24 protein-coding genes and 2 pseudogenes are annotated in these 22,657 nt (G+C 61.5%); 20 read left to right on the top strand and 6 right to left on the bottom strand.

The window, feature by feature from the left end; translation table 11 throughout:
* Nucleotides 1-46 precede the first annotated feature (46 nt).
* The 5 genes from rbsK to B0G73_RS03575 all read left to right on the top strand — a co-directional run bounded on the left by rbsK (nt 47) and on the right by B0G73_RS03575 (nt 5,924).
* The gene (gene rbsK / locus B0G73_RS03595) at nt 47-1,015 is read left to right on the top strand and encodes a ribokinase (RefSeq protein WP_106277973.1); all 969 of its coding nucleotides are present in this window, start codon (nt 47-49) and stop codon (nt 1,013-1,015) included.
* A gap of 39 nt (nt 1,016-1,054) precedes the next feature.
* Nucleotides 1,055-2,113, top strand: coding sequence for an ABC transporter permease (locus tag B0G73_RS03590; RefSeq protein WP_106277972.1), 1,059 nt, complete (start codon nt 1,055-1,057; stop codon nt 2,111-2,113).
* 95 nt (nt 2,114-2,208) lie between these two features.
* Nucleotides 2,209-3,213, top strand: a complete 1,005-nt coding sequence (locus B0G73_RS03585) for an autoinducer 2 ABC transporter substrate-binding protein (RefSeq protein WP_012427059.1) — start codon at nt 2,209-2,211, stop codon at nt 3,211-3,213.
* A gap of 77 nt (nt 3,214-3,290) precedes the next feature.
* Nucleotides 3,291-4,850, top strand: coding sequence for a sugar ABC transporter ATP-binding protein (locus B0G73_RS03580; RefSeq protein ID WP_106277970.1), 1,560 nt, complete (start codon nt 3,291-3,293; stop codon nt 4,848-4,850).
* Between the two features lie 15 nt (nt 4,851-4,865).
* Nucleotides 4,866-5,924, top strand: a complete 1,059-nt coding sequence (locus tag B0G73_RS03575; protein WP_106277968.1) for an ABC transporter permease — start codon at nt 4,866-4,868, stop codon at nt 5,922-5,924.
* A gap of 63 nt (nt 5,925-5,987) precedes the next feature.
* Here the strand turns inward: B0G73_RS03575 and B0G73_RS03570 are convergent, their stop codons facing one another.
* Nucleotides 5,988-6,713 (bottom strand): DeoR/GlpR family DNA-binding transcription regulator, encoded by a 726-nt coding sequence (locus B0G73_RS03570; RefSeq protein WP_106277967.1) that lies wholly within the window; start codon nt 6,711-6,713, stop codon nt 5,988-5,990.
* A gap of 443 nt (nt 6,714-7,156) precedes the next feature.
* On the opposite strand from B0G73_RS03570, the gene B0G73_RS03565 reads away from it, so the two are divergent.
* Both B0G73_RS03565 and B0G73_RS03560 read left to right on the top strand, forming a co-directional pair.
* Entirely contained in the window at nt 7,157-7,558 is a 402-nt protein-coding gene (locus B0G73_RS03565) for a hypothetical protein (RefSeq protein WP_219907268.1), read from the top strand.
* Entirely contained in the window at nt 7,555-8,007 is a 453-nt protein-coding gene (locus B0G73_RS03560) for a hypothetical protein (protein WP_106277965.1), read from the top strand. The genes B0G73_RS03565 and B0G73_RS03560 overlap by 4 nt, the downstream gene beginning before the upstream one ends.
* Nucleotides 8,008-8,061: 54 nt before the next feature.
* On the opposite strand, the gene B0G73_RS03555 is transcribed toward B0G73_RS03560, so the two are convergent.
* Nucleotides 8,062-8,865 (bottom strand): helix-turn-helix domain-containing protein, encoded by an 804-nt coding sequence (locus B0G73_RS03555; protein WP_106277964.1) that lies wholly within the window; start codon nt 8,863-8,865, stop codon nt 8,062-8,064.
* Nucleotides 8,866-8,963: 98 nt separating this feature from the next.
* On the opposite strand from B0G73_RS03555, the pseudogene B0G73_RS03550 reads away from it, so the two are divergent.
* From B0G73_RS03550 to B0G73_RS03540, 3 genes and pseudogenes are all read left to right on the top strand, one after another.
* Nucleotides 8,964-9,213 (top strand): annotated as a pseudogene (locus tag B0G73_RS03550) (hypothetical protein).
* 37 nt (nt 9,214-9,250) lie between these two features.
* The gene (locus B0G73_RS03545) at nt 9,251-10,210 is read left to right on the top strand and encodes a zinc-binding alcohol dehydrogenase family protein (RefSeq protein ID WP_106277962.1); all 960 of its coding nucleotides are present in this window, start codon (nt 9,251-9,253) and stop codon (nt 10,208-10,210) included.
* A gap of 216 nt (nt 10,211-10,426) precedes the next feature.
* The gene (locus B0G73_RS03540; RefSeq protein WP_106277960.1) at nt 10,427-11,800 is read left to right on the top strand and encodes an alkaline phosphatase family protein; all 1,374 of its coding nucleotides are present in this window, start codon (nt 10,427-10,429) and stop codon (nt 11,798-11,800) included.
* 33 nt (nt 11,801-11,833) lie between these two features.
* Here the strand turns inward: B0G73_RS03540 and B0G73_RS03535 are convergent, their stop codons facing one another.
* On the bottom strand, nt 11,834-13,162 hold the full coding sequence (locus tag B0G73_RS03535) for a type II toxin-antitoxin system HipA family toxin (protein ID WP_106277958.1): 1,329 nt from the start codon (nt 13,160-13,162) through the stop codon (nt 11,834-11,836).
* A gap of 2 nt (nt 13,163-13,164) precedes the next feature.
* Nucleotides 13,165-13,617: a helix-turn-helix transcriptional regulator gene (locus B0G73_RS03530; RefSeq protein WP_106277956.1), complete on the bottom strand. Its 453-nt coding sequence runs from the start codon at nt 13,615-13,617 to the stop codon at nt 13,165-13,167.
* A gap of 97 nt (nt 13,618-13,714) precedes the next feature.
* Here B0G73_RS03530 and B0G73_RS03525 point away from each other — a divergent pair, with 97 nt between their 5' ends.
* From B0G73_RS03525 to B0G73_RS03495, 7 genes are all read left to right on the top strand, one after another.
* Nucleotides 13,715-13,963, top strand: a complete 249-nt coding sequence (locus B0G73_RS03525) for a hypothetical protein (protein ID WP_146144148.1) — start codon at nt 13,715-13,717, stop codon at nt 13,961-13,963.
* A 457-nt stretch (nt 13,964-14,420) separates the two neighbouring features.
* Nucleotides 14,421-15,305 carry a manganese catalase family protein gene (locus B0G73_RS03520; protein WP_106277952.1) on the top strand — a complete coding sequence of 295 codons (885 nt, stop codon included), beginning with the start codon at nt 14,421-14,423 and terminating at the stop codon, nt 15,303-15,305.
* Nucleotides 15,306-15,558: 253 nt separating this feature from the next.
* Nucleotides 15,559-16,128, top strand: a complete 570-nt coding sequence (locus tag B0G73_RS03515; protein WP_106277950.1) for a ferritin-like domain-containing protein — start codon at nt 15,559-15,561, stop codon at nt 16,126-16,128.
* A 145-nt stretch (nt 16,129-16,273) separates the two neighbouring features.
* Entirely contained in the window at nt 16,274-17,179 is a 906-nt protein-coding gene (locus B0G73_RS03510; protein ID WP_106277948.1) for a formate/nitrite transporter family protein, read from the top strand.
* A gap of 95 nt (nt 17,180-17,274) precedes the next feature.
* Complete coding sequence (locus tag B0G73_RS03505; protein WP_106277946.1) at nt 17,275-18,444, top strand: zinc-dependent alcohol dehydrogenase; 1,170 nt, start codon at nt 17,275-17,277, stop codon at nt 18,442-18,444.
* 202 nt (nt 18,445-18,646) lie between these two features.
* A complete protein-coding gene (locus tag B0G73_RS03500) occupies nt 18,647-19,066 on the top strand; it encodes a MarR family winged helix-turn-helix transcriptional regulator (protein WP_106277944.1) in 420 nt (139 codons plus the stop codon).
* 85 nt (nt 19,067-19,151) lie between these two features.
* Complete coding sequence (locus B0G73_RS03495; RefSeq protein WP_106277942.1) at nt 19,152-20,459, top strand: chloride channel protein; 1,308 nt, start codon at nt 19,152-19,154, stop codon at nt 20,457-20,459.
* Between the two features lie 94 nt (nt 20,460-20,553).
* Here B0G73_RS03495 and B0G73_RS03490 read toward each other — a convergent pair whose 3' ends face one another.
* The gene (locus B0G73_RS03490) at nt 20,554-21,369 is read right to left on the bottom strand and encodes a helix-turn-helix domain-containing protein (protein ID WP_258193166.1); all 816 of its coding nucleotides are present in this window, start codon (nt 21,367-21,369) and stop codon (nt 20,554-20,556) included.
* Nucleotides 21,370-21,462: 93 nt separating this feature from the next.
* Between B0G73_RS03490 and B0G73_RS41075 the strand changes: the two are divergent.
* From B0G73_RS41075 to B0G73_RS03480, 3 genes and pseudogenes are all read left to right on the top strand, one after another.
* Nucleotides 21,463-21,617 (top strand): annotated as a pseudogene (locus B0G73_RS41075) (iron-containing alcohol dehydrogenase); the annotation flags it as partial.
* Nucleotides 21,594-22,055, top strand: a complete 462-nt coding sequence (locus B0G73_RS03485) for an HdeD family acid-resistance protein (RefSeq protein WP_258193172.1) — start codon at nt 21,594-21,596, stop codon at nt 22,053-22,055. The pseudogene B0G73_RS41075 and the gene B0G73_RS03485, both read left to right, overlap by 24 nt.
* 17 nt (nt 22,056-22,072) lie before the next feature.
* The gene (locus B0G73_RS03480; RefSeq protein ID WP_258193165.1) at nt 22,073-22,315 is read left to right on the top strand and encodes a hypothetical protein; all 243 of its coding nucleotides are present in this window, start codon (nt 22,073-22,075) and stop codon (nt 22,313-22,315) included.
* A gap of 53 nt (nt 22,316-22,368) precedes the next feature.
* Here the strand turns inward: B0G73_RS03480 and B0G73_RS03475 are convergent, their stop codons facing one another.
* On the bottom strand, nt 22,369-22,641 hold the full coding sequence (locus tag B0G73_RS03475) for a UBP-type zinc finger domain-containing protein (RefSeq protein ID WP_106277940.1): 273 nt from the start codon (nt 22,639-22,641) through the stop codon (nt 22,369-22,371).
* Between the last annotated feature and the right edge of the window lie 16 nt (nt 22,642-22,657).

Below are 22,657 nucleotides of genomic sequence, written 5' to 3'. Positions count from 1 at the left end.
CCCGAAGCCTCTTGAATCAGGCTGGATTGCCGCAAGGGGCGCCCGCATGAACACGCCTTCGCAAGCAACCGGAAAGGGGCGCGTCGTCATTCTCGGCATCTATGTGACCGATCTGACGTTTCGCGCCGGACGTATGCCGCAGATCGGTGAAACGATCGCGGGCACGGCGTTCGCCATGGGGCCGGGCGGCAAGGGCTCGAATCAGGCGGTCGCGGCCGCGCGGGTCGGCGCGGACGTGGTGTTCTGCACCCGCATCGGCAACGACGCGTTCGGCTCCATCGCGCGCGCCACCTGGGCCGCAGAGGGCATCATGGCGCGCGCGTCGGTGATCGACGGTGTCTCGACGGGCGCGGCGCATATTTTCGTCGACGACAACACCGGCATGAACGCGATCATCGTCGCATCCGGCGCGGCCGGTACGATGGAAGCCGCCGACGTCGATGCAATCGAAGCCGACATCGCGTCGGCCCGCGTGTTCGTCACGCAACTCGAACAGCCGCTCGAAGCCGCGCGGCGCGGGCTCGAAGTAGCGCGCAAGCACGGTGTGATCACCGTGTTCAATCCGGCGCCCGCCATGCCGCTCGACGACGCCATCTTCCCGCTGTGCGACTACATCACCCCGAATGAAACCGAAGCGACCGCATTGACCGGCGTGCCGATCGCGAACGCCGACGACGCCCGCCGCGCCGCCGACGTCTTGCTCGCCAAAGGCGTCGGCACGGCAATCATCACGCTGGGCGAGGGCGGTGCGCTGTTGCACTCGGCGACTCAATCGCACCTCGTGCCCGCGTATCGCTGCGGCCGCGTGGTGGAAACCGCCGGCGCCGGCGACGGCTTCACGGGCGGCTTCGCGGCAGCGCTCGCACGTGGCGACGACGCGATCACCGCATTGCGTTTCGGTTGCGCACTCGCCGGTATTTCCGTGACGCGTCCAGGCACGGCGCCTTCCATGCCGACGCTCGCCGAAGTGAATCAAGTGCTGAACCAGCCGGCCGGCGTATCCCAGCCATCCTGAACTGACCGTTTGCGAAGCCCGAAGGAGCGTGTCGTTACCATGAAGTCTGCGTTCACCGCTGGAAAACTGTTCGGCGACCGGCAACTGAATTTCCTGCTGATCGTCAACGTGCTGGTCGTGCTGGTCGCGACGTGGCTCTCGCGAGGCCAATTCGTCGACATCGACAATCTGCAGTCGATGGGCGGCCAGTTGCCCGAACTCGGCCTGCTCGCGCTCGGCATCATGCTCTCAATGGTGTCGGGCAACGGCGGCATCGATCTGTCCGGCGTCGGGCTCGCGAACCTGTCCGGCATGGTGGCCGCGCTGGTCGTGCCGCGCTTCGTCAATGGCGACGATTCACCCGCGCTATATACGTCGCTGTTCTGCGTGATCGTGGTCGCGATGGGTTTGGTTGGCGGCCTGTTGAATGGCGTGGTGATCGCCCGCCTCAGACTCACGCCGATTCTCTGCACGCTCGGCACACAACTGCTGTTCACCGGCTTTGCGGTGGTGCTCAGCAATGGCGCCTCGGTGCATGTCGATTACGTGGACCCGTTGTCGAATATCGGCAACGGTACGGTGTTTCAGGTGCCGATCGCATTCTGCATCTTTATCGCGGCGGTGATCGTGCTGGGGTGGCTGCTCAAGCGCAGTCCATTCGGCTTGCGTCTCTATCTGATGGGCACCAATCCGAAAGCGGCCTTCTATGCCGGCATTCCGCGCGCTCGCATGCTGATCACGACGTACGCGATGTGCGGCGTGCTCGCGTCGCTGGCCGGGCTGATCAGCGCAACGCATACGTCCAGCGCGAAATGGGACTACGGCAACTCCTATCTGCTGATCGCGATCCTGATCGCGGTGATGGGCGGGGTGAATCCTGCCGGCGGTCATGGCCGCATCATCTGCGTGTTCTTCGCCGCGACGGTGCTGCAGTTTCTCTCCAGCCTGTTCAATCTGATGGGCGTGTCGCAGTTTTTCGGCGACTGCGCGTGGGGTTTTCTATTGCTGCTGTCGCTGGCGTTTGCGGGCGGCGAACGGGTGCGCGCGATCTTCGGCTTCGGCGGCGGGACGGGCGCTTCGAATGCGGTGAGTTCAGCGAGTTCAACGCCAAAAAGTTAGCGGCGTTACATGAAGTTTCAGTACGCGGCGGACAGCGAGCCCAGGCTGTCCGTGACGGTGAAGTGGGCGACATCGAACGATAAAGGAGACATCGCATGAAATTGACTCGACTGGGTGCCGCGCTTGCGGCAGGGGCGCTGACGGTAGGCGTGATCGCCGCGGCGCAGGCTGCCACGAACGAAACGATCGTCACGGTCGTCAAGGTGACCGGCATCAACTGGTTCAACCGCATGGACGACGGCGTCAAGCAGTTCGCCAAGGACAACCCCAACATCAACGCGTATCAGACCGGGCCCGGCCGCGCGGACGCGGCGCAGCAACTGAAGATCATCGAAGATCTGATCGCCAAGAAGGTGACGGCCATTGCCGTGGTGCCCTATGATCCGCCGACGCTCGAACCCGCGCTGAAGAAGGCGATGGACCGCGGCATCAAGGTGGTCACGCATGAAGCGGACAACGCTAAGAACACGATGGTCGACATCGAGGCGTTCGACAACACCGCCTACGGCGCCGGCCTCAACGAGCGGCTCGCCTCGTGCATGCACGACGACGGCAAGTGGGCCGTGCTGGTCGGCTCGCTCGGCAGCCGCTCGCAGGTGCAATGGGCGGACGGCGGTATCGGCAACGCCAAGGCCAAGTATCCGAAGATGAACCTGGTCGAGCCGAAGCTCGAAACCAACAACGACGGCGAGCGCGCCTATGAAGTCGCGAAGGAAGTGCTGCGCAAGCATCCGGACCTGAAGGGCTTCCAGGGTTCGTCGTCGCTCGACGTGATCGGCATTGGCCGCGCGGTGGAAGAGGCCGGCATGCAGGGCAAGATCTGCGTCTACGGCACGGGTCTGCCGACGGAAGCCGGCAAGTTCCTCGAAAGCGGCGCGATCAACGGCATCGCGTTCTGGGATCCGAAGCTCGCGGGCATCGCGATGAACAAGGTCGCGCAAATGCTGGTGGACGGCAAGACGGTTGAAAACGGCGCCGACCTCGGCATTCCGGGCTACACGAAGGTGACGGTCGCTAAAGGTCCGGGCAAGGGCATCATCGTGCGCGGGCAGGGCTGGGTGAACGTCGACAAGTCGAACTACAAGCAGTATCCGTTCTGAACTTTGCGGCTTCCGGTTTTTGTTTCATGTGTCATGGCGTCCTCGCAAGGGGACGCCTCAACCTGTGACTCGCTACAATGAATCAAGAAGCAACCTCACCTAAGTTACCGCAGTCTGAAGTGTCGCAGCCGTTTCTGCAGGTTGTCGGCGTGCACAAGCGTTTCACCGGCGTGCATGCGTTGCGCGGCGTGAGTCTGTCGTTCGAGCGCGGGCAAATCTATCACCTGCTCGGCGAAAACGGTTGCGGCAAGAGCACGCTCATCAAGATCATTTCCGGCGCGCAGCCACCCGATGAAGGCGAACTCGTGATCGAAGGCGTGCGGCATGCGCGGCTCTCCGCGCTCGAATCGCTCGCCGCCGGCATCGAGACCGTGTATCAGGACCTCTCGCTGCTGCCCAACATGAACGTGGCCGAAAACGTCGCGCTTACGTCTGAACTCGCCACCCATCAAGGCAAGCTGGTCCGCACCTTCGACCGGCGCGAGCTGGCCCGCACGGCCGCGCGCGCACTCGAAGCAGTCGGCCTGCCCGGCAACGCGGAGTTTCAGGCCACGCTGATCGAGCAATTGCCGCTCGCCACGCGGCAACTGGTGGCGATTGCCCGTGCGATCGCCAGCGAGGCGAAGTTCGTGATCATGGACGAGCCCACCACGTCGCTCACGCAAAAGGAAGTGGACAATCTGATTGCCGTGCTCGCCAATCTGCGCGCGCAGGGCGTTACCGTGCTGTTCGTGAGCCACAAGCTCGACGAATGCTATGCGATCGGCGGCGAAGTAATCGTGCTGCGCGATGGGCAGAAAATGGCGCAAGGACCGATCGCGCAATTCACCAAGGCGCAGATCAGCGAATTGATGACAGGGCGGCATCTGTCGAATGAGCGCTATCGCGAAGGCGCACACGAGTCCAACGTCGTGCTTGAGGTGCGAGGCTATACGCGCGCGGGCCAGTTCAGCGATGTGTCGTTTGCGCTGCACGGTGGCGAGATTCTCGGCATTACCGGCCTGCTCGACTCGGGGCGCAACGAACTCGCACGCGCGCTCGCGGGTGTCGCGCCGGCGCAATCCGGGCACGTGACGCTCGACGGCAAGACGGTTTCACTGCGCACGCCCTCGGACGCGAAGAATCATCGCATTGGCTATGTGCCGGAAGACCGCCTGAACGAAGGGCTTTTTCTCGACAAGCCGATTCGCGACAACGTGATCACCGCAATGATCTCCAGCCTGCGCGACCGGTTCGGCCAGATCGACCGCGCACGCGCGCAGGCGCTCGCGGAGCAGACCGTAAAGGATTTGCAGATCGCCACGCCGGGTGTCGACAAGCCGGTGCAATCGCTGTCGGGCGGCAACCAGCAGCGCGTGCTGATCGGCCGCTGGCTCGCCATCGACCCACGCGTGCTGATTCTGCATGGACCGACGGTCGGCGTCGACGTCGGCTCGAAGGACATCATTTACCGCATCATGCAGCGCCTGTCGCAACGCGGCATCGGCATCATTCTGATCAGCGACGATTTGCCCGAACTGCTGCAGAACTGCGACCGCATCCTGATGATGAAAAAAGGCCGTGTGGCCAGCGAATATCAGGCCGACACGTTGAGCGAAGCCGATCTGTATCACGCGCTGCTTTCGGAAGCCGCATAAAGGACGTCCCCATTTATGAACTCGCGCATCGATTCGCGCCTGAACCAGACCATGACCACCCCGACCGTCGTCGAAGTCGCCCCCGAGGTCAAGCCGCCGAGCTTGCGGGCCAAGCTCGCGCGCAATCCCGAGTGGTTCACCCTGGCATTGATCGTGGTGACGTGCCTGATTGTCGGCGCGATCAATCCGCGCTTCTTCCAGTTGGCGACGCTGTTCGACCTGTTGCATTCCGCGACCACGATGTCGCTGTTCGCGCTGGGCACGCTCGTGGTGCTGGCCTCCGGCGGGATCGATGTGTCGTTTACTGCGATTGCCGCGCTGACCATGTACGGCATCACCAAGGCCGTCTTCGCCTGGTGGCCGGATGCGCCGTTCGCGCTGATCCTGATCACGGGCGCGCTCGGCGGCGTCGTGCTCGGCATTGTGAACGGGTTGCTGGTGCATCGGCTGAAGGCGCCTTCGCTGATCGTCACGATCGGCACACAGTATCTGTATCGCGGGCTGCTGCTGACCTTCATCGGCACGACGTTCTTCATGAACATTCCGCACAGCATGGATCATTTCGGCCGCATTCCGCTGTTTTTCTATCACACCGCTGACGGCCTGCGCGCCGTGCTGCCGGTATCGGTTGTCGCGTTGGTGGCGGCCGCGGTGGTCACGTGGTGGCTGCTGAATCGCACGATGATGGGACGCGGCGTCTATGCGATGGGCGGCAGTCTCGCGATTGCCGAGCGGCTCGGCTACAGCCTGCGCGCGATCCATCTGTTCGTGTTCGGCTATACCGGCATGCTGGCCGGTATCGCGGGCATTCTGCACGTGTCGAACAACCGGCTCGCCAATCCGTTCGATCTGGTGGGCACCGAACTCGACGTGATCGCCGCTGTGATTCTGGGCGGTGCGCGCATTACGGGCGGCACGGGGACGGTGGCCGGCACGTTGCTCGGCGTGGTGCTGGTCACGCTGATCAATAGCGTGCTGATTCTGGTGGGCGTGCCGAGCACCTGGCAGAAGGTGATTATCGGCGCGTTCATTCTGGTCGCCGGGACGCTGTTCGCTTTGCAGCGCAAGAACTGAGGACTGAACCGCGGCCTCCGTGTTGCGAGCGGGGGCCGCAAATGCAGAGGCGAGCAAGCGCGCCTAGCGGCGCTTGCGATGCTCCTGGCCTTTCTCGGTGATGATGGAGTCGAAGTCGTCCACTTGCGAGAAACGCACGGCTTTCACCACGCCGAACTTGCTCTGGTCCACCACCAGATGCCGCTCGACCGCGCTCGCCATGGCGGCCTGTTTCAGCGCGACCTCATGAAAATTCCAGCACGTCACGCCGCGCGCCGCGTCCACGCCGCCGGCTGAAATGAACGCCTTGTTGATGCCCATGCGGCGCAACATCTCCAGGCTCTCTTCGCCGGCGAACGAATCGGACGAAGGGACATAGACGCCGCCCAGCAGGATCATCCGCACATTGGGTTTGCGCCGCAGAATCTCCGCGACGTTCAGCGAATAGCACACCACCGTGACATGCCGCTCGACCGGAATCAGCCTGGCCAGCGTGGTGAGCGTCGTGCCGCAGTCGATGAACAGCGTCTCGTTGTTGCCGATGAGTCCCGCCGCGATCGCCGATGCCTCGGCCTTGGCCTGCGCGAAGTGGTCTTTCTCTTCTTCGAGTGAATAGCCGGCGTTATTGGGGACGTCGGTCGCGCTGACGATGTAGCCGCCGAGATACGTGAATCGCTCGGGACTGCCGGCGATGTCGCGCCGGACAGTCATTTCCGAAACGCCCAGCAGGCCGGCGGCGTCGCGCAGGCGCATCACGTTTTGCCTGCCCAGTGCTTCGGCAAGGGCGCGGAGGCGGTCGGGTTTCAGCATGGAGCTCCTGTCGCGCAGTGAGGAAGGGCGTTATGTTTTGTTCGATTTGGTGAAAGAATTATAACAAGAGGCGGTGCGCACGGCGAGCGGGATATCGGTTGTTTGGACGGCCGCCGGCATGTGCTGGCGCGTTTTCGTACTGCGGAGCGAGGAAGAAGTGCCGAGGTCAAATGGCGGATCGCGTTCTTCTCGAAGTCCACTCACGCGGCCATAGAAATTTCATAGCGCTAATTGGTTAGATGAAGCAGTGCTCTATTGGTGAGCTGCGATTGCGCGGAACACAATTGTATTCAGAATGAATGCATCATTTTAAATCCGCACCGCATTATGCGATTCATTCATTTACATTTCTGTAAGCCTCGTTATAATCCGAACGCTTACGTCGCGGCTTTTTTGCGGCCGGAGAAAAACTGACAACGTCGCGTGGAAAACGGATCACGATAATGGCTGGCGGACAAAATATCAAAACTCTGTGCGAGAACCACTGGGCGCGATGGAAAGCCGATTGCAGCGGCTTCCTGAAGGCCGTCGCGGCGGACCTCGATATCACGTTGACGGGTGATGCGAACAGCATTATCGACACGATCGGCCGCGCCCCGTGGACTCAACTCGGTTCGGATGCCGATAAGGCCGTCGCTTATGCGGGACTCGGCTATCTGGTGGTTGCCGGATTGAAGGCGACGCATCACGGCCATGTGGTGATTGTCATGCCGGGCCAATCGAAACCTTATCCGCTCGCGTGTTGGGGCCGATATGGCGGCGTCGGCCGGAAAAACACCGCCATTAACTTTTCCTGGTCGCATGCGGATCTCGCGAACGTCCAGTATTACGCTATCAAGCCATGAAGCAGAGTCATATCACGCGAGCGGTCATGGCCGTTGCCGGTCTGTTGATTGCGGCTCCGGTTGCCATCGCGCAATCGTGTCATTACAACGAGGTGAATCCCGGCACGGGCAAGCTCAGCGTGGGCGACCTGTCCATCGATCTGGGTCAGAGCGACGGCACGGAGAGTCCGACGGCCTGGCTCGGTCCGCTCACGCTAAGCCATGCGGGTGCCGCGCCGTGCTCCGTGGACCCGAACGTCAGCATCGTCGAGCGGCCGCTTTATTCGAACGGCAAGCAGCTTCTCGTCTCCACGTATTCCGGCAGCGAGCAGGTGGTCTATGCGATCGATGCGTCGACTTGCAAGATCCAGTGGAAAAGCGATTCGTTTTCCGGCAAGGTCAAACTGAGCGGCAACCGTTTGCAGATGGATAAGCGCAAGGTGAGGTTGGGCTCGAACTGCACACCTTGAGAGGGCTTGCAAGTGTGTGCTGCACCGTCAACTCGTTGGAGTCGTGTTTGAAGATCAGGCCGGCGCGACGCGCGACTCCTGCGTGTCCGCCGCGAGATATCGGCCCGGCGTCGTTCCCATTGCTCTGCGAAACATATCGATAAACGCGCTGACGTTGTCGTAACCCAATTCGAGCGCGATCGTCGTTACGGGTACGCCATCCGCGACGAGTTCAAGCGCGCGCAGCAAGCGCGCCTGTTGACGCCATTGCGCGAACGACATGCCTGTCTCGCTCACGAAGCGACGACTCAGCGTGCGCGGCGCAAGACCGGCCCACGTCGCCCATTCTTCCAGACGCCGGTTATCGGACAGATCGCTGACGAGCGCGTCCGTGATCCGCACCAGCCTCGGGTCTTCCGGGCGCGGCAAATCGAGCGATTCCTCTTTCGACGCTATCAACTCGTCGACGATCACCTCTGCAATCCGCGTCTGCCCCTGATCGAGTTCCACCCCCGGCCATGTCGCGACGCGCCTCACCGCTTCGCGCAACAAAGGCGTGGTTTTGATCGCGCGCGGCTCACGCGGCAACTGCGCGCAGCGGTGCTCGGTAATGAAAACACTCCACCCTGAGAACGGACCATACGAGCGAACCGAGTGGACGCAATGCGGCGGAATCCAGATCGCGTGAGTGGCCGGCACGACCCAATGGCGCTTATCGAGCCCGACCGATACAAGCCCGCTCAACGCGCCCATGAGTTGTCCGCGCGCGTGACTATGCGACGACGTCGCGCGCGCCTCGCTCTGCGTCAATTCCGCCGCGGCGAGGAACGGCCCTTCGGGCGATGTGACGAGATCCGGTCGGATTAATTGCTTCGGCATGGCTGGAACACCGTATTGAATGGCCTTTATACCGGAGTCCAGCCGCGTGTGCACGCCTACACTCGATTCCATTCTTTCAATGACTGGAGGGCAATGACATGCGAGCCGAACAGGTTCTCCCCGATTTCGCCGATCGAATCGAAATGCGCGGCGCGACGATCCGCAAGGGCACGGTAGGCGCTTTCCTCGCCAACGCGGGTCTGGACCGATCCGCAAGCCAGTGAACAGGCACGCGCCGAAGCCGAGGCCGACATGCTCGACGCACTGCCGGCGCTGCGCGCGCTCGGCTTGTTCGACGTGCTCGACATTCGCGATGTCGCGCTGCGCGATTGGGTCCACGCGCACTGAGCGACGCCTCGCGGCAACCACACAACAAGGAGCCACCATGAAAGCAGCAGTCGTAAAGGCAGCGGGCCAAGCGCCCGTGTATGCCGATTTCGAAGTGCCCGTTGCAGCGCCCGGCCAATGTGTCGTCGACGTGACGGCGTCCGCCCTGAGTCACGTGACGCGGGCGAGGGCAGAGGGTTCGCACTATTCGTCGACGGGGAGCTATCCGTTCGTTGCGGGCGTCGACGGTACCGGGCGCCTGGAAGACGGACAGCGTGTCTACTTCTTCAAGCCGCAAGCGCCGTTCGGCGCCATGGCCGAGCACAGTCTCGTGTCGGCCACGCATTGCATCGCGTTGCCCGACGCGCTCGACGATGTCACCGCGGCCGCCATCGCGATTCCTGGCATGTCATCGTGGGCGGCGCTCATCGAACGGGCGCGCTTCGTGGCCGGTGAGACGGTGTTCATCAACGGAGCAACGGGTACGTCGGGGCGACTGGCTGTGCGGATCGCGAAGCATCTCGGAGCAGGGCGCGTCATCGCAACGGGCCGCAATGCCGCAGCGCTCGAATCGCTGGCGCTTGCCGGTGCCGATAGCACGATCTCCCTGGCGCAGGACGAGAGCGGTCTCACGCGCGCATTCGAAAACACCTTCCGCAACGGCGTGGACGTGGTGCTCGATTATCTCTGGGGCGCCAGCGCGCAGTCGCTGCTTATCGCGGCAGCGAAGGCTTCACCGGACGACTATCCGGTGCGCTTCGTTCAGATCGGTTCGGTGAGCGGCGCGGATATCCCGTTGCCAGGCGCGGTGCTCCGTTCAGCGGCCATCACGCTGATGGGCAGCGGTATCGGCAGTATTCCTTTCGCACGTCTGCTCGAGACGATGAACGCCGTATTCAATGCCGCCGTGCCCGCCGGATTGCGGGTCGCAACCCAAGCCATCCCGCTCGCGGCGTTAAGCTCGCATTGGGAAAACGCGAGCAGCGCGACGCGCACGGTGTTCATTCCCGCACCATAAGGTCGTGATGCCTGGACCACTCTGAAGATCGACTGCGAAGGCGTCGTCATTTTGCCGGTGAAAATGCCGACGCTGTTCACCTCTACTTCGAACGAGATATCCGCCTGCCCGGCGTGAACTCAGGGAATTACCTGAGACGCGAAAGCCATGGTTTTCGTCTACCTTGTCCGATACCGAATCGGTTTGCGGTGAATACCGGTTGCGCAAGGAGCTCCAATGACCGCTCTGGACCAGATTGACACCATCGTGATCGTCATGATGGAAAACCGTTCCTTCGATCATGCCCTCGGCTATCTGAGCCTGAACGGCGGCCAGGTCAACGGCCTTTCCGCAGATCCGGCGTGGCAGGCGAACTTCATCAACGTATACAACGGCAAGCAATATCCCATCCATGCATTAGATCCGGCCGGCCCTGCCATTTCGGATCCGCCTCACGACCGCGCCCCGATCGCCACGCAGATCAACACGCCGTGTGCGCCGGGCGGATGCCCGGAACTCGGCGGATTCGTGCAGAGCTACGCGACCCGCAAGCCGGCAGCGTCGAATCTGGCCGACGTGATGGGTTATTACGACGCTCGCACCGTGCCTACCTTCGACTTTCTCGCGAAGCACTTCACGGTGTGCGACAACTGGTTTGCTCCATTGCCCTCGGGGACTCAGGCGAATCGCCTGATGGCGATGGCGGGGACCAGTCTGATCAGCGACAACGTGCAAGGTATGAGCTTTCTGCCCGATCAGCCACTTGCCTACGATTGGCTCCGTCAGCGCGGCATACCCTGGTGTGTCTATCAGTCGGGAAGCTTCTTTCCGTTCTTCAGCCTGATGAAGGAGTGGCTACCGGAAATCCTGCTGTCCTTGACCCTGCCGCTCAACGATGCCGGCGGCAACTTCCGGCGGTATTCGAGGTTTTCCCGTGACTGGCAGGGCAACAGCATTCTGCCGAAAGTGATCTTCATCGAACCGGAATATACCGACGGTCCTCATCACACTGCTAACGACGATCATTGTCCAACGGGAATGGCGGGAGGTCAGGCGTTCATTGCCGATATTTACCGGACCTTGATTTCGAATCCGACCCGATGGAAAGAGACGCTGTTGATCGTGACGTACGACGAGCACGGCGGATTCTTCGATCATGTGGCGCCCTTGGACATTGCGGCCGACATCGCGGGATATTCTTTCAAGACCACCGGCCTGCGCGTGCCGGCTTTTCTGGTGTCACCGTATGTCACGCCGGGAGGCGTGTTCTCGGGAAAACTCGACCACACTGCGGTGCTGCAGATGCTTGCGGAGAAGTTCGACTCGCAGAAGCAGTATTCCGCGGCTGTCAGCACTCGCAATGCGCAGCTCGATCCACTGGCGAGCGCGTTGAATAGTCAGCCCGTGGTTCAACCTCCGCCTGCGCTGGCGGGCGCGCCGATACAGACCACGGCGGCCGCGTTCAACGGCCCGGTGCAAGCGGGCGTGTCGGATACGACGCAGGCTTTTCATAATGTCGCGCTGCAGGTGGCAAGGGATCATCCGCAATTGCTGAGCTCGCCGCAGTGGACGGGACTGGCGGAGTATCTCTCCGTGTATGGGAAGCATTGAGGGAGAGCGCGTGCGAGAACGGAACGCTTTCTACTAGCCGGCAAGCTTCGAGCTTTGTTGTCGCAGGCCCTCAAAGATTCTGTCCGACACATCGTCTGGAAATTCGGCCGGCAATCGCGCGCCAACTTTCGCGACGACAGCCTCTGTCATGTCCGTTAGGGTGGTGATCATCTCCTCGACATCAGCCGGGGCTAGGGTGACTCGTTGCCCTTGCGCAATCCAGTGGCGTCGCCGGATGTCATTGATCAGATAGTGAGCGTTGTTGCCCCGTACCGCCATTGCCAGCTTCACCCGGCGTGCGGAAAGCAGGTTTGGTCCGTTTCCAATGATTGGGCGCGCGGAGAGAACGTCATAGATCGGCGTGGCCTCATAGCGGTTGGACTTCAGGTGGGCGATGCTGAAATTCTTTGCGTGCCCGTCGGTGGCTGCGAGCATCCAGAAGACGATCTGCGTCATGAAGAAATGGCGCTGATCGATCGCCGACCGCTCCGAGCCAGCCAGAACTTCCATGACCTTCTGGATGCCGGGCCCGCCATCTGCCTCATATTTCTCCGCTGCCGACGTGCCGGTCGCCTGGCACATATCCTCCTGGGGAAGCCGCAGAATCCATGAGCCGTCGCTCGCATACCTGCGATCGAATCGCTCGACGACGAGTACTTTCTGGTCCTCGAAGGTTGCGATGTCGCAATTGGCGATGGGCAAACCATAAGCGGCGACGATCTTCGAGCACAGCCACTCGTTTTCCACCGACGTGCGCATGTCGGCGCGCATGTTTCCGACGAGCCCAAGAGGGAGCTTCAGGATATGCGTGGTCGGGGTACTGCCTTCCGGAATCGCCCACTGGTCGTCGTGCCACAGAAGCGCGGTCTTTTCCTGCGCGCCGGCGATGGACAGGCGCAGGTCGTCGATGGGCTCATGCTGGCCTAACGCGGGCGGTGCTGTTGTTTCCCGCAGTAGCCGCGCGATTTCCGCCTCGTTGAGGGGGCGCCCGCTGATCTGCTGGAGATCCGCAGGGGTTTCATCCGGAGGCAGCATCTGGACAGCGCCTACGCAGTCCCGGCCAAGCCTGGCCAGCAGCTCGAAAGGGGAGGTGCCGCCAGTTTTGTAGCGCCCCGCGATGCGCTCGCGGATAGCCCTGCTATCGGGCAGCAGGTTGTCAAAATAGTCCGAGACGACCTTCCCGCGAAAGGGCTGGTTGCCGGGTGTAAAAGGCAGCGAGAGCGACAGGGGACGTCCCTGCTCGTCTGCTATCCAGTCTTCGAAGTAAGTGAGTTTCTCGCCGTCCCGGGTTGTCTCCCATGTGCCGACGGGCAACCCGTTCATCCAGAGGTGCAGGCTTTTGGCGTGTGCGCGGCGGCCCATTGTTACCAGTCCTCCCGCTTCTTGAGCGCAGCAGCTGTTGACGCCGCTCGCTTCCGCGTGAGCGGCTTCGGTGTGCCTTGCGTGCTACCGCGCGCCGATGTTGCGGCCGCTTTCCGGGTACCGGCTGTCTTCACGGCCGGAGTGGTCGCGCGCTTTGTTGGCACGCTCTGTTTCGCCGCGGCCGGCGGCTCCGATGTCCGCAGACGCGCCGATGGGCGGCCTTCGAGATCCTCCGGGCTCAATGCCTGGGTCAGAACGATATCGACCTTGAGCACCTTCAAAACGTGGAATAGGCGGTCTATGCTCGTGGACTCGGGCTTTGCCTCGAGTTGGGCGTAGGTCTGCTGGGTGACTCCCAGACGGCTCGCCACCTGGGCCTGCGTGAGTCCGGCGGCCTTGCGGAAGCCGACAAGAATGGGCCGCAACTGGCGAGGGGTTTTAACGGGGTAGCCCATGATCGACCTCGGAAAGTCGTGAAAAACAGTAACCGGCGTGTAGGTGATAAAAACAGTATATATCCTGTATCCGGCAAATACAAAGAATAGGCTGTAAATGGAAAATACAGTAAATAGCCTGTTGAGCCGCCCCACCGGCTGCGCGCACGTCAAGGTTGGTCTGACCGATCTCGCGCTCGTACAGCCGGCCATCCAGCACGAGCACGCCTGCGTTCAACCGCGCCAGTTCAACACGCGGCATCGCTACGAGCGCCAGAAGACCCTCATCACGCAACGCGCGAAGAAGACCGACGTAGGTGATCTCTCGTTCGATTGGCCACTCGTCGTAAAAAGCGAGCGTCGATAGCGGCTGAAACAGCCTGCCGTGCGACTCCGCCAGCCCGCAACAAGGCCGCCGCCGCAGATTTCTTCAAGCGCGGGGACATCGCTTGCCAGTCGTGCAAGCATTTTTTTCATCGCGTGTTTCCATGAATAGATGCATGCACATCAACCCGCGCGCTCCCCGATGCGGTGAGGTTTTCCGATCGCGGCGCTCCGGGCCTTGTAGAGGCTTCCTGACCCCAAGACCAGAAGGCCGCCGGAAAGGGCGTTCGGGCAGCGAGAAAAGCGCTGGCACGGCGCATGCGCATCGGCAGAAGGCATCTCGCCTTAACGCACGCCAGAGCTTTGCTCTGAGACAGCGCAAGTGACATCCGCATCCGCACCGCGATCGTCCTGCCTGCACTTACATCCTCGCAAACCCAAGGTTGTCTTTCCCGGATCAGCCGATCCCATGGAGGACACCTGTCTGAATGGAGAATGATATGTTTGTGCACAATAAACGACTGCAATACACCGTACGGGTTGCCACGCCGAATCCCGGTCTCGCGAACCTGCTGCTCGAACAGTTCGGTGGACCTCAGGGAGAACTCGCCGCCGCCTGCCGATACTTCACGCAGGCCGTCGCAGAGGACGATCCGGGCCGGCGCGACATGCTCTTCGACATCGCAACGGAGGAGTTGAGCCACCTCGAGGTGATCGGCTCAATAGTCGCCATGCTTAACAAGGGGGCGAAAGGCCAACTCGCCGAGGGTGTCGAGCAGGAGGCGGAACTTTACCGCTCATTGACCGGCGGCGGGAACGACTCGCACACCACCGCGCTTCTGTATGGCGGCGGCCCTGCGCTGACAAATTCGGCCGGCGTGCCCTGGACCGCGGCCTATATCGATACGATCGGCGAGCCGACCGCTGATCTGCGATCCAACATCGCTGCGGAGGCGCGCGCAAAGATCGTGTACGAACGGCTGATCAATGTCACCGACGACCCGGGTATCAAAGAGGCGCTCGGGTTCCTGATGACGCGTGAAATCGCGCATCAGAAGTCGTTTGAAAAGGCGCTGCATTCCATTCAGCCCAATTTCCCGCAGGGCAAGGTGCCCGGCAATCCGGAATTCACGAACGTCTACTACAACATGTCCTCCGGCGAGGACGTTCGCGGGCCGTGGAACGAGGGTCCTGAATGGGAGTTCGTTGAAGATCCGCAACCGGCAGTTGACGGGGGCGACGGCCTCGCGACCGTGCAGGTGTCGGAAGAAGACATCGCGGTGCTGCAAAGCATGGCTTCGCGCACTGCGTCCGACGTCACCGCCGACCCGACGACTGGCGCTGATCTCGGATCCGGCCAGGCTGGCGCTGTTACGGCCGGCTAAGCAGCGGTTTAGGCCGGGCAACGGTGCGGGCATCGGCACGACGGTGCCTGTGCCTCTGCGGGGTCATTTTCGCAGCACGAGGCAGCGGCCCATTCGCGATCAAGGACCTATCGGCACGGATAGCGGCGTTCGGTCAGGTCGCGGGTGGGCCGGCCACCCCGCGCACGAGCCGCACACCGGTGCCGTCCTCTGCGCCGTGCGGGCACAGCCGTTGCGCGGTGACAGACTCTACTCACCCTATCAGGAGGCCGCCATGGCACAGCGCAAAACCATCGATGATCTGTTTATTCACATGCTTTCCGATATCTATAGTGCGGAGAAGCAGTTGACCAAGGCCCTCGCGAAGCTGTCACGCGCCGCTTCCGATCCGCAGTTGAGCGAAGCGTTCAAGATTCACCTTGAAGAAACGCAAGGGCAGGTGGAACGGATCGATCAGGTTGTCGAGACGTGCGACATCCGTTTGAAGAGAATGAAGTGTGTCGCAATGGAAGGACTGATCGAGGAAGGTCAGGAGTTGATCGACGAAATCGAAAAGGGGCCGGTCCTGGATGCGGGGCTTGTGGCTGCGGCGCAGAAGGTCGAGCACTATGAAATCGCTGCATACGGCAGCCTTTGCGCTATCGGTAAGCAACTCGGTTTCACCGAAGGGGTGAAGTTGCTGCAGGCAACGCTTGAGGAAGAAAAGGCAACCGATCTGAAGTTGGGTGAGTTTGCCGAAAGGGCGGGTAACGCGAAGGCCTCGCAGCAGGACGGCGATGACGAAAGCACCCGAAAGAGCGGCAGCAGATCAAAGGCCGGTCAGGCGAGAGCTGAACAGGCCTGAACGAACGGCCGCCGCTGTCTCAGACTGCGGAGCGCGCAGGCGCTCCGCAGAATGCGGCTCCGAATGCCAACACGCGAAAGAGGCGGGCGATGCGTTACCGATCAACCCGTCCACCAAAAAACCAACCCAATAGAGGAGTGCGTTCATGCCGCCAGACCAGACTGACCTGCGCGGGGCGGACGATCGCCACGTCGCGGCTGATAGATCGTCGGTGCCCGACGCGCAGGAGGCGGGTGCAGATTCGCCGCATCTGGACGAGGGGCAGCAGGATCAGGCAGCGGATCACGCGTCGCCTCATGCATTGGTGCTTCACGAGATTGTTCGGGAAGAAGGGGAGGCCGCGCTTGCTCGGACGATCGGCGCGCTGGCCTGGTCGTCGCTCGCGGCAGGGCTGTCGATGGGATTCTCTTTTCTTATACCAGCGGTGCTCGAGGCCCAACTGCCGGAGGCACACTGGCGCTCACTCGTCTCCAGTTTTGGATACACCGTTGGATTTGTGCTGGTCATCATGGGACGTCAGCAGTTATTCACGGAAAGCACGTTGACAGTCGTACTGCCGGTGCTCACCCGCCGCGACGCAAGCACAGTTCGGAAAGCGTTACGCCTGTGGGCCGTTGTACTGCTGTGCAACCTCATCGGCACATGGATTTTCGCAGCTATGCTGCGCATTCCAGGAGTCTTCTCCGCCGACGTAATTGACTCGCTGCGCCGGATATCGGTCGACGCAATGGCTTCATCAACGCCCATGCCCACGGTGGTTCGCGCGCTCCTGGCCGGCTGGCTGATCGCGCTGATGGTCTGGCTGCTGCCCAGTGCGCGATCCGGCCGCCTGCTGACGGTGCTGCTGATCACGTACGTCGTCGGGGTAACGCATCTCTCGCACATCATCGCCGGTTCAACCGAAATTGCTTATGCCTGGCTTGCGGGCATCGCGTCGCCGGCGGACTACTTCGCCAAGTTTCTGTTGCCGACTCTTGCCGGCAACGTGATAGGCGGCACCTCCCTGGTTGCGCTTCTCAACCATGCAGCGATCGCGCCCGAGATGAGCTAGAACCGATGAAGCGACGGCGCGGCGTCGTGAATGCATCGAAAGATCACTCAGAAGCGAGCTGGTTCTACCTAACTTTTCCTGAAAGGAGCCTCACGATGAGAGCACTTCGCTGGCATGGCAAGCACGACATCCGTTGCGATACGGTCCCTGATCCTGTAATTGAAGAGGGCCGCGACGCGATTATCAAGGTATCGAGTTGCGCGATCTGCGGTTCCGATCTGCATCTGTTCGATGGGTTTATGCCGACGATGGAAAGCGGCGACATCATGGGCCACGAATTCATGGGGGAGGTCGTGGAGGTTGGCAAGGACAACGCAAAGCTGAAGGTTGGCGATCGTGTCGTTGTTCCCTTTACCATCTTTTGCGGCGAGTGCGATCAGTGCAAACGCGGCAACTTTTCCGTGTGCGAGCGTAGCAACCGCAATAAGGAAAAAGCCGATAAGGTCTTCGGCCACACCACTGCCGGACTTTTCGGCTACTCGCATCTGACCGGCGGCTATCCCGGCGGCCAGGCGGAATATGTTCGTGTTCCGATGGCGGACACGACGCATGTCAGGATTCCGGAGGGACTCACCGACGAGCAGGTCCTTTTTCTCGGTGACATTTTTCCGACCGGTTGGCAGGCTGCGGTGAACTGCGACATCCAGCCTGACGACACCGTTGCCATCTGGGGCGCGGGACCGGTCGGGCAGATGGCGATTCGTAGCGCGATTCTGCTGGGTGCAAAGCAGGTGGTCGTGATAGACCGTGTGCCTGAGCGGCTCGCCATGGCGCAAGCGAGCGGGGCAGTCACGATCAACTTCGATCAGGAAAGCGTCCTTGATCGCCTCAAGGACCTCACGCAGGGGAAGGGTCCGGAAAAGTGCATCGACGCCGTCGGCATGGAATCGCACGCTACGCGCTCGTTCGACGCCGTGTACGACAGGGTCAAGCAAGCGGTCATGCTGGAGACAGATCGCCCGCATGTGCTGCGTGAAATGATTTACGTGTGCCGCCCGGCAGGCACGCTCTCGGTGCCGGGCGTGTATGGCGGACTGATCGACAAGATCCCGTTCGGCGCGTCGATGAACAAGGGGCTGACCTGGAAGATGGGGCAGACCCACGTCAACCGATGGACCGATGATCTGCTTAAACGGATACAGGACGGACAAATTGATCCTTCGTTTGTGATCACCCACACAGTGTCGCTGGAAGAGGGGCCGGGCATGTACAGGACGTTCCGCGACAAGGAGGACGGTTGCATCAAGGTGGTACTCAAACCTTAAGTGCAGGCATTCGATAAGATCGGTCGCGAGATGAACGAAGCATCCCGAACGCCACCCAAGGGGCGCTACCTGTAGCCGACAACACGCGCATGGTAACCTCCCCGACGGCGGAGTCGGCCGTGCGCAATCACTGCCTCGGCATCGACCCGTTTGCCCCGCAACCAGCCGCTGGGGCACGACCGCCCGGCGGCAGAGACTCGACATGAAATCAGGCAAATCATCCAGACAACCGCCGCCGGGCAAGCGCGACATCGAGGCGATGTCTGCGTTCCGTTACGACCTGCGCAAGTTCCTGCGTGCTTCCGAAGAAATCGCCAATGCCGCGGGCATCACGACACTCCAGTATCAGTTGCTGCTGCACGTGTACGGCTTTCCTGACCGGCAATGGGCGACCGTTGGCGAACTCGCGGAGCGGTTGCAGGCGGCGCCGAACGGCACCGCGGCGCTCGTCTCGCGTTGCGAATCGGCGGGGCTCGTAACGCGCACACCGGATCCCGCCGACGGTCGCCAGGTGCAGATTCGCCTCACACCCAAGGGCGAAAGATTTTTGCTGGAGCTGGCGGCTGAGCACAAGGCGCTCTATGGGGCGTTCGGCTGGATTTTCGGCAACATGGGTAGCTAGTTGACAGCAGTGGGACAAGTCCCGCGGGGCGCCCAAGGCAACTTATGTCACAATCTGCCTTAAATGTCATTTTCCCGGCGGCTCCGTGCAACTTCTCTCGTTTATCGACCGGCGCGCAATCCTGCGTAGCCGGCGGCGTTGGCTGTATTTCGGCTTGTTCTGGCTCGGCGCCATCATAACGGGGCTCGCGGCCGTCTTGTACGCGCGGCTCATCGACTTCGGCTACGACATCTTTTTGCGAATGATCGCCCACAACTGGTGGCTGCCGCTGCTCGTCACGCCGGCGATCGCCGCTTTTAGCGTCTGGGCCACGCGCCGCTGGTTCCCCGGTTCAGAGGGCAGCGGCATTCCGCAGGTCATCGCGACGCTACACGATGTACGCGCACGCGGCCCGCGTCTGCTTACGCTGCGCATCCTGATCGGTAAAATTGCCCTTTCATTCCTTGTGATTCTCGGTGGCTTCACAATCGGCCGCGAAGGGCCGACGATTCACGTCGGCGCCGCGCTGATGTTTAGCCTTCGGCGTTTCTACCCGGCACGGCTGCGCAGCATTTACGGCGTCGGTCTCGAACGCAAGCTCGCGCTCGCGGGCGCGGCCGCGGGGCTGTCCGCCGCGTTCAATGCGCCGCTCGCGGGCGTCGTCTTCGCCATCGAGGAACTCACGCGCAGCTTCGAAGCACGAACCAGCGGCGTCATTATCACGGCAATTATTTTCGCGGGCGTCGTCTCGCTGGCGCTTCAGGGCAACTATGTGTATTTCGGCACGATTGCCATCGGGAGCAAACTGCCCGATCTGCTGGCCGTCGCGGTCATTCTGGTTGGTGTGATCACCGGCGTTGGCGGCGGCGTGTTCTGCTGGCTACTGCTCAATACCGAACGATGGATGCCCGCCTGGTTATGCACGCTTCGAAAGGTCCGTCCCGTGGCGTTCGGCGCAGTTTGCGGCCTCTTCATTGCCACAATCGGCGTGGCCAGCGGCGGTCATCTCTTTGGCAGCGGCTATGCGGAAGCTCGCGGAATGCTCGAAGGTCGTTTGCAACTCGGCGCGGCCTATCCGGCCCTGAAAATGGCGTCGATGGTGGGCTCGTATCTGCCGGGCACGCCGGGCGGCCTTTTTGCGCCGTCGCTGGCCATCGGCGCGGGGATCGGCAACGCATTGCACATCGTGTTCGGACAAATGCAATTGCCGATGTTGATCGCGCTCGGTATGGTCGGTTATCTCGCCGCCGTCACCCAGAGTCCGATCACGGCGTTCGTCATCGTCATCGAAATGATCGACGGGCACGCGCTGGTGATTTCGCTGATGGCGACGGCACTGGTGTCGAGTCAGGTGTCGAAACTCTTTGCGCCTCCGCTCTACGAAGCGTTGGCGCACCGGTATCTCCGTCATTGACGGACACGCGGCATCCGGGCAGGAAAATTCGTTGATCGGCGGCAGAGTGGGGACCGGGTCAATCGGTGTCCAGCGTTCTTCATCGTCATGTCAGTCAGCTACTGACGTTCCGGTGGGCCAGCCGGAATGCGCGCGGCGTCACGCCGGTATATCGATGAAACACGTCGGTGAAATGCTGCTGAGTCTGAAACCCGGCGCGCGCGCCAACGTCGACGAGGGGAATGGTCTCCTCGCACAACATCGTCCTGGCAAATTTCACTCGTTCGAGTGTCACGTACAGATGGGGCGGGTTACCTGTCGCCGTTTTGAAACCGCGTGCAAAGTTTGATGCGCTCATGTGCACCAGAACTGCGAGTTGCTCGACCAGAATGGTTTCGGCGATGTTCTCATGAACGAAGGCTTGAATGCGAGTCAGCATCTGACGCGTAAGCGGCATGTCCGGTTCGACCGCGCCCGCGCAGTGCCCGTAGCGCAGCGCGATGTGCACCGAGATGACATCGGCAAAGGCGTCGGCGCAGGCAGCGTCGATGAGATCGGCGTTATGCAAAGCACCCAATGTGTCCGCGGCCTCGCGCAGGAACGGATCCCAGGACTTGGACCATTTCGGAACCGCGCCAAACGCTTCTTGCGAGACTTGGCCAAGAACGCCCGGTTTGAGTGCGATAACCCATCCCCTGGGATCGTTGTCAGCAATGGTGGCCAATTGCACCCCGGCAGGAATAACCGCGACAAACGGTGCATTTATCAGGATCGATTGACTCATTCCACCCTCGTCGCAGCCCGCAGCCTGCACAACAGTGCCACCCGTCGGTATAACGAGCCGAAATCCCTGCACCGAATGCAGCCCGCCATGGGTGAAAGCAACGTTCATCGGTTGGCAGCGTAACTTGTGATCCGGGGTCGATCCCATTGCTTACTCCATAATGAGCGGACGTTTTCTCCTTGCATCGTCGCATACCTAACTTTACGTCGATTTCAAGGCGGCTTAAGGCAGATTCGTAATTCGCTCCAACCGCGCCTACCGATCATCGCGATCCCGACCGCGTATGCGGGCTCAAGAATGACATCGATGTATGGCCTGACCGAGGGCTGTCTGAAAGGTAGGGGACGCGGCGGCATGTGTTACCGAAGACGGTGATCTATGACCCCGAGATCACGCACGATGCGAGCCATATATCAGTGATGCTCGCTGTTGTAGTCGGACCTTGCCTTTGGGTGCCCTTGCTGCTCGGCATCTGCAGTATCGGCGCCGGTGTGATTGCCGCGCTGGTGCCGGGCATTACCGCGCTTGTGCTGGTCGCCGTCATGGGCGCGAACGCAATTATCACAGGCGTATTCGATCTGATCGCAGCAACGCGGCTGCATAAGCGCCTGCGCAATGCGTGGATGCTGGTGCTAACCGGAGTGCTATCCGTGCTGTTCGGCATCCTCGTGCTGCTCTTTCCCGGCGCCGGCGCCGGCGCACTAGCGCTCGTCTGGCTGATCGGCGTGTATGCGTTGTTCACGGGCGCGCTGCTGTTCGTACTCGGCATCACTGCGCGCGCCTGGCACCATGACGGCCTGACCGGCGAGCCACACGCGCCATTGCATCCGTAAGCGCACCGCGCGCGGGAATGCGCGATCACCTTGCACAGATCGGCTATGACTCCGAATTTGGCGCGCGTATGCTTAAGCGCAAGATCCGTCTTGAAGTGGAATCGCAACTCGCCGATGCGCTGTTGCGAGGCGACGTGCGCGACGGCGACAAGGTCACAATGGTCTACGACTCGGGTACGCACTCTGTGCGTGTGCAGAAAGGCGCCACGCGCACAGAAGCGCTCAGCGAGGCGTCGAAGCCGGCACCGGCGCACGCGTGACGCCGGCATGCTCAGGAACGCGAAGCCGCTCGCACGTGCGGGCGGCGTCGGCATTACGATTCGAGTTCACCTGCGATGATCTCGTCGCGATAGCACCAGATCCACGCTTCGCCGGGTTCGATTGAGCGTACCAGCGGGTGGCCCGTGGCGTGAAAATGTTTGCTTGCATGCCGGTTAGGCGACGAATCGCAACAGCCGACGTGGCCGCACGAAAGACAAAGCCTCAAATGTACCCACGGCTGGCCAAGCTTCACGCAGTCCTCGCAATAGTCGATGGATGTGTGGAGAATGCGGGCCTCGCCCAGGTGCGTGCAACCAGGGGTCATGACGGTACTCCTCGGA

This window comes from Paraburkholderia sp. BL25I1N1, assembly GCF_003002025.1.
GTDB lineage: Bacteria > Pseudomonadota > Gammaproteobacteria > Burkholderiales > Burkholderiaceae > Paraburkholderia.
The sequence above is the reverse complement of the archived record's forward strand: the minus strand, read 5'-3'. Positions and strand labels throughout refer to the sequence as shown.